This is a genomic window from Nonlabens sp., from assembly GCF_047636915.1.
Taxonomy (GTDB): domain Bacteria; phylum Bacteroidota; class Bacteroidia; order Flavobacteriales; family Flavobacteriaceae; genus Nonlabens.
The window spans coordinates 1-4,597 of the sequence record NZ_JBLIGN010000136.1 but is presented as its reverse complement, the minus strand read 5'-3'; the positions used below and the strand labels follow the sequence as shown (position 1 = coordinate 4,597).

At 36.3% G+C, this 4,597-nt stretch carries 3 protein-coding genes and 2 pseudogenes; 4 read left to right on the top strand and 1 reads right to left on the bottom strand.

The genetic code is table 11. The features are described from left to right. Positions 1-412, top strand: a pseudogene (locus tag ACJAT0_RS12710) (hypothetical protein); the annotation flags it as partial. A 289-nt stretch (positions 413-701) separates the two neighbouring features. Here the strand turns inward: ACJAT0_RS12710 and ACJAT0_RS12705 are convergent. Further along, on the bottom strand, positions 702-2,111 hold the full coding sequence (locus ACJAT0_RS12705; RefSeq protein ID WP_415181951.1) for a trypsin-like peptidase domain-containing protein: 1,410 nt from the start codon (positions 2,109-2,111) through the stop codon (positions 702-704). 714 nt (positions 2,112-2,825) lie between these two features. Here ACJAT0_RS12705 and dapF point away from each other — a divergent pair. The 3 genes and pseudogenes from dapF to ACJAT0_RS12690 all read left to right on the top strand — a co-directional run. Further along, positions 2,826-3,608, top strand: coding sequence for a diaminopimelate epimerase (gene dapF / locus ACJAT0_RS12700; RefSeq protein WP_415181950.1), 783 nt, complete (start codon positions 2,826-2,828; stop codon positions 3,606-3,608). Next, positions 3,605-4,126: a GNAT family N-acetyltransferase gene (locus ACJAT0_RS12695; RefSeq protein ID WP_374003960.1), complete on the top strand. Its 522-nt coding sequence runs from the start codon at positions 3,605-3,607 to the stop codon at positions 4,124-4,126. Before dapF ends, ACJAT0_RS12695 begins: the two co-directional genes overlap by 4 nt. Next, positions 4,119-4,597, top strand: a pseudogene (locus ACJAT0_RS12690) (aminodeoxychorismate lyase); the annotation flags it as partial. The gene ACJAT0_RS12695 and the pseudogene ACJAT0_RS12690, both read left to right, overlap by 8 nt.

Sequence of the window (4,597 nt, the reverse complement as noted above, 5' to 3'; positions counted from 1 at the left end):
TTACCTTCTTAGAGCGATAGATGTAGCGACTGATTATTTTAGCATAACACTAGGCCTTATGTTGATTAGTCTTGCTATTGCCGCTACCGTCTCTAGTTATCGAAAGAAAAAAAGGGAACAACGTAACGAAGAAAAAAAATGGCTTTTTAAAGATATTATCATGGGATATGGTTTAAGCTCTGGCATAGGCCTGATACCTTTTCACTTTTTTAATATACTACTGACTCGTACAAGCTCTTTTTCAAACATTAACGCTTGGTTGCTTGGTGTAATGAGCTTTTGCTTTGTACTTATGTGCATCATGCTGTATGTGATGCTCCTAGTAATCCCTAAAAAAGTCGAGGAATACTTAGAAGAAACTTATCCCGAATATCAACTGGTTAAGCAGCACGTAAATCAAGATATTCTTTAGGGCTAAATACATATATATAACATACTTTTAAACCCTTAACCTTAGAGTTGAAATCTTGCTATGGCATGTGTTCATTGCACGAAATGGTGAAAAAAAATTCAAAACCTTTAAATTTTGAACGAATAAATCGAATTGTTTTAGAACACCGATAGTTAGAACAGCCATAAGATTATCTTTTTTTTATAATCTTCTCATTTAAAAATAAGGGAGCTGAACTTCCACATCCTTAAAATATAAAAAAACCTCCAAATAAGCGCCTATGTCATCTGGAGGTTTTTCACTTAATCACTTAATCCATCGCATACCTAAAACGTTCTGTTTCTCCAGCACTATTCTTCATCTGGATCAATAAAGTAGCATTTGGACTAACGTCTTTCAATACTTTTTGAACATCCTCTATGTTAGAGATTGGACGGTCATTAATTTTTGTTATGATATAGTCACTCATATTATATCTGGAAAGATCGCCTGTAGTTTGTACGATTTTAACTCCTTCTTTTACTTGATATGTGGCGCGATCTGCTGGAGTTAAATTGCGTAAATCCATACCTATAGCAGTTATACGTGTCGTATTGTTTTTAGTTAATTCAATATTCACATCTTTAAGAACTCCATCGCGTAATACTCTTGCTATTAAAATATCTCCAGGGTTTTTACTGGTCACATAACCAGTCAAATCTGCAAATTTTGTCACTTTGATCTGATCAATCATGGTAATTACATCTCCTTTAAGCAGTCCTGCTATATCGGCACCGCTATCTTCCACAACCTCAGAGACTACAATTCCTTCTGTTTCATTGATTCCTAATTCTTTTGCAATGTTCCCATTTAAATCACCACCACGTATTCCCAACATTCCCTTTTGCACAAAACCGAATTCCATAATGTCGTTAATTATTTTGCGAGCATTGTTAGAAGGTACGGCAAAAGAATACCCTACATAAGATCCAGTCTTAGAAGCAATGGCTGTATTGATACCGATTAATTCACCATTGATGTTGACGAGTGCGCCACCTGAGTTACCGGGGTTCACAGCGGCATCAGTTTGTATAAAGCTTTGAACATTTGAATCTGTAGCGTCTAGGTCCCTACCTTTTGCGCTAATAATTCCAGCAGTTACGGTACTGGTCAGATTAAAAGGGTTTCCCACTGCAAGAACCCAGTCCCCAATCTTTGTCTGATCAGAATTACCGAAAATAATATAAGGAAGTATTTCCTCGGTCTCAATTTTTAATAAAGCGATATCGCTATTAGGTTCTGTACCTATTAATGTTGCTTTATAGGTTTTATTGTTGTTAAGAGTTACTTCCAGCTCGCGAGCATTTTCAATCACGTGATTGTTAGTTACAATATATCCATCTTCTGTAATGATCACGCCACTTCCAGTTCCTATGGCTTCCCGATAAGGAACGCGACCAGACCGTACATCTGACCAAGACTGTCGTACTCTTGCAATTGTTTTGTTTTTTACGTGAACAACAGCGTGCACTGTTTTTTCTGCAGCTTCTGTAAAATCAATTCCTGCAATAGAACTAGAAGCCAGATAGTTTACAGAAGATACAGGAGTAGTTTCTTTTGTTTGTATAGTTTCTGGATATTTAAATTGTTGTGAATTCTCCTCAAAAAAGAATTTGTAGGACCCTAAAACAATTGCCCCACCCAGGATGGCAATTCCCAATGTTTTTATAAATGATTTCATGTGCGATTTGTTGAATTAAAACCTCTCTTAAACTCCTGTTTTGAAACTAAAATTGTCATCTTCTAAACTAAGTAAGGTCTTTCCTTGAACTATATAATAGTCTTGCATATAGGTAAAAGGCCAAAATTATAGCTCAAGCATCTATCTTGGAATCGGCAGTAAGGAGTTTAAACTTGTGCTCTTTATTGATAACATAAAGTTACAGATAGAATTGCATTTAAGGAGTAGGTTTAACGCTGTTTAACACTTTTAGAATTGGATGACAATCCATTAATTCACCCTTTAATTACCGCAATAAACGGGTTTTATTCCGCTTGTTATGGTTAAAAATAATCATACGGCGGTTCCTGGAAACTTTTATAAAATTGCTGCAGGTACCTTCAATACAAATAAATTACACACCTTAAAAGAGGACCACTAGTATGGTGATCATACTATAGAACAGTAACTACAATTAGAATATCTAAGGCTTAAGCCGTCTTAATTTATAGGTTATGCTACAACGCGATAAAAAACAGCTCCATTTTTTTAAACAACATATATAGATGAATTCGGTAACGGTATACATATAAGCAGCATCTGCGGTTACAATTGGCTGGATACCTCTTGTAAAGAATTTCTTGTAAAGAATTTCTTGTAAAGAATTTCTTGTAAGGGTCGTTTTCTTTTCTTGTAAATCCATACAGTAACTGGTATTACTGTATTTTTGTTCAGATGGAAACTATTGTATTCTTTAAGTATCAAGGAACAGGTAATGACTTTGTTATTATCGATAATCGAGAACTTACTTTTGATAAAAATAATGTGGAGCTTATTGCACGACTTTGTGATCGTAAATTCGGGATAGGATCCGACGGATTGATGCTGCTAGAAAATCACGAGACCTTAGATTTTACCATGGTGTACTACAATGCAGATGGAAACGAAAGTTCTATGTGCGGTAATGGTGGTCGTTGTCTAGTGAGTTTTGCACAGTTTTTAGGTATTGTGAAAGAAGAAGCGAATTTTGTAGCTATCGATGGCTTCCATCAGGCACATGTACTAAATGACGGTATTGTTAGCCTTCAGATGAGTAAGGTTTCTTTAGTAGAAGTTTTTCCTGGACATGTTTTTACAAATACAGGATCGCCTCATCATGTGCAATTAACGGATGACTTAGATCATACAGATGTTTTTACACAAGGAAGAGCTATAAGAAATAAGCTTTATGGTAAAGAAGGAGCAAACATCAATTTTGTAGAACCACAAGAAGGCAACGTTTTTAAAGTACGCACTTATGAACGTGGAGTAGAAGGTGAAACATTGAGCTGTGGAACAGGCGTCACTGCGGTAGCACTTGCTATGCATAGCACAAAACAAACTCCAGATAAGGAGGTTATTCTCTTAACACTTGGTGGTGAATTAAAGGTAAAATACCGACCTACACCTCAGGGATATGAGGACATTTGGCTTACGGGTCCTGCGGTTCAAGTCTTTAAAGGTGAGATAGAAGCATGATGTTACAAAACAATATATGCCGTTTGCGAGCTGTAGATACTGAAGATTTAGACTTTATCTATGAGTTAGAGAATAATCCAGCCTTATGGGAATTTGGTAACACCATAACACCCTACTCAAAATTTACCATTAGAGAGTATTTGGAAAATGCGCATCGCGATATTTACGAAGTAAAACAATTGCGACTGGCGATCTGTAATCCAAAAGAGGAAATAAAAGGTGTTGTAGATTTATATGATTTTGATCCTTATCACAAGCGTGCTGGTGTAGGAATTGCGATTTTAAAAGAGGCTGACCGCACAAAAGGATTTGCTACAGCTGGTCTAGAGCTCCTGATAGAATATGCTTTTAAACACCTGCGATTACATCAATTATACGCCACTATTAGTGAAGATAATCTCTCTAGCCGCATATTATTTGAGAAGTTAAGCTTTCGCGAAAGCGGAATAAAAAAAGATTGGATCGCTACAGAAAAATCCTATAAAAACGAACACTTTTACCAATTGATCAATGAATAGTAATTACAAAAAAATTATCCTAGGAATTGTATTGTTGGGATTAGTCGGTATGGGATTCTTTGCCCATAATGTTTGGGCAGTGCTTTTTGCTCCTAATACTAATTTCGAGACAGCCACCTATGAAGTCTATATCCCGACTAACGCCGATTATAAGGCCGCTTACTTGATCATTGCTGAGGCGGTGGAAAACCGAGATGATTTTCACACTACAGCTGTGAAAAAAAAATATCACGAGAACGTAAAACCAGGTCGTTTTCTAATTGTGAAAGGCTCCAACAATAACGATATAATAAATACGGTGCGCAGTCAGAATAGGCCTATTAAAGTTACTTTTAACAATCAAGAAAGATTAGAAAACCTTGCAGGAAGGTTATCGCAGCAAATGGAACCAGATAGTCTTAGTTTGTTAAATGCGATGACTGACCCAGCTTTCTTAAAAGAAAATGGACTGGATATACATACGGCTTTAAG

Bases quoted from the DNA above. Each gene is read 5' to 3' on its own strand.
- ACJAT0_RS12705 (WP_415181951.1), bottom strand. From the start codon at position 2,111: ATGAAATCATTTATAAAAACATTGGGAATTGCCATCCTGGGTGGGGCA.
- dapF (WP_415181950.1), top strand. From the start codon at position 2,826: ATGGAAACTATTGTATTCTTTAAGTATCAAGGAACAGGTAATGACTTT.
- ACJAT0_RS12695 (WP_374003960.1), top strand. From the start codon at position 3,605: ATGATGTTACAAAACAATATATGCCGTTTGCGAGCTGTAGATACTGAA.